This window comes from Endozoicomonas sp. YOMI1 (assembly GCF_024606345.1).
Lineage (GTDB): Bacteria > Pseudomonadota > Gammaproteobacteria > Pseudomonadales > Endozoicomonadaceae > Endozoicomonas.
The window spans coordinates 1-1,312 of the sequence record NZ_JAHHPM010000383.1 but is presented as its reverse complement, the minus strand read 5'-3'; the positions used below and the strand labels follow the sequence as shown (position 1 = coordinate 1,312).

Here is a 1,312-nt window from a genome sequence, read left to right as displayed (position 1 = left end):
TCGCATCATTGATGCCCTGCGTGAGCCCTTTAAACCCGTGTCGCTGCAGATTTGTACCCGAAACTGTATTCGTGCAACCCTGATGCGGCCACAGATGACCCCGAAAAAAACTCGGGCAAAACCGCTGTCAATAGCATCTCAACGCCTGCAGTTGTCAGATCCTTTGACAAAATTTGTGTCCAAACCACTGAGTCTTAACGAAATGTACCCAAGCATCAGACAATGTTTATTTCCCTGGGATGACACGGCCAATCCGGAGGAAACGGCCGGGAGTTCCCACGCACAGCCAGTTCCTTCTTTCCAGCAACCCGTGATCAGCGCAGAAAATATTTCACGTGCGGTGGCTTCCCCAGGCAACGGGAGCATACAACCATCGACGTCTGATCTCGATTTGGGTGATTTAGGCAATCAACTGGCTGCAGCAATCAAGAAGCGAGACCTGCCAGCCCTTGACAACCTGCTAAACCTGCTGGAGGCCCGGGGGATTGACCCCAATCTCTGCGACCAGCAAGGCCACTACCCGCTCTATTGGGTCAGTGATAATTTCAGAGCGACCAATACCCTTAAGACCCTGCTGGACAGGGGGATTGACCCCAATATCGCCACTATTGATCCGTATCATAAAGAGTACATACCTCTGCTTCAGGCTACCAGAAACGGCAGTTATGAGGTTAGCAAGGCCTTGCTGGAGCACGGAGCTGATCCGCAAGCCCATGACCGCTCTAATTTCACGGCGCTGCACTGGGCCACATGGGGAGGAAGCAGGCAGACCGTCATGCTCCTGAAGTGTCTGCTGGATCACGGTGCCGATATTAATGCCCGTAATAATCCGGGGCACACCCCGCTGTGCAGTGCCATCATTCGCGGTCAACTTGCGGCCGTTAACGTCCTGTTGGACGAAGGGGCCGATCCCAATATTCCTGATAATCACGGTTGTACCGCGTTGGACCATGCAGTCTCTAGAGGGCACACCAACATGGTCGACGACTTGCTGGCTCATGGTGCCAATCCTGACACCTCTGGCGATAACCTCGACGAAATCGGGTGGAGCAACGCACTGTACGAGGCATTACGTGGGCAAAAAACAGATATTGTGGATATGCTCCTTGCCTACGGTGCCAATCCCAACAAGGCGAGCAAAAAGGGTGATCCCCCGCTGCATATGGCGATAGATAAAAGCAATTCAACCTGTGTTGGCATGCTGCTGGCCCATGGTGCCAATCCCAATATTCGAAACCAGGCAGGCCAGACCGCCCCGGAGGTTGCCGTCGTTGCAGGGTCACCTCCTCGCATCATTGATGCCCTGCGTGAG

General features: G+C 53.9%; 1 protein-coding gene. It reads left to right on the top strand.

The window, feature by feature from the left end:
- Positions 1 to 202 precede the first annotated feature (202 nt).
- On the top strand, positions 203 to 1,312 hold a 1,110-nt coding region (locus KDK15_RS13815), incomplete at its 3' end, for an ankyrin repeat domain-containing protein (RefSeq protein WP_257295971.1).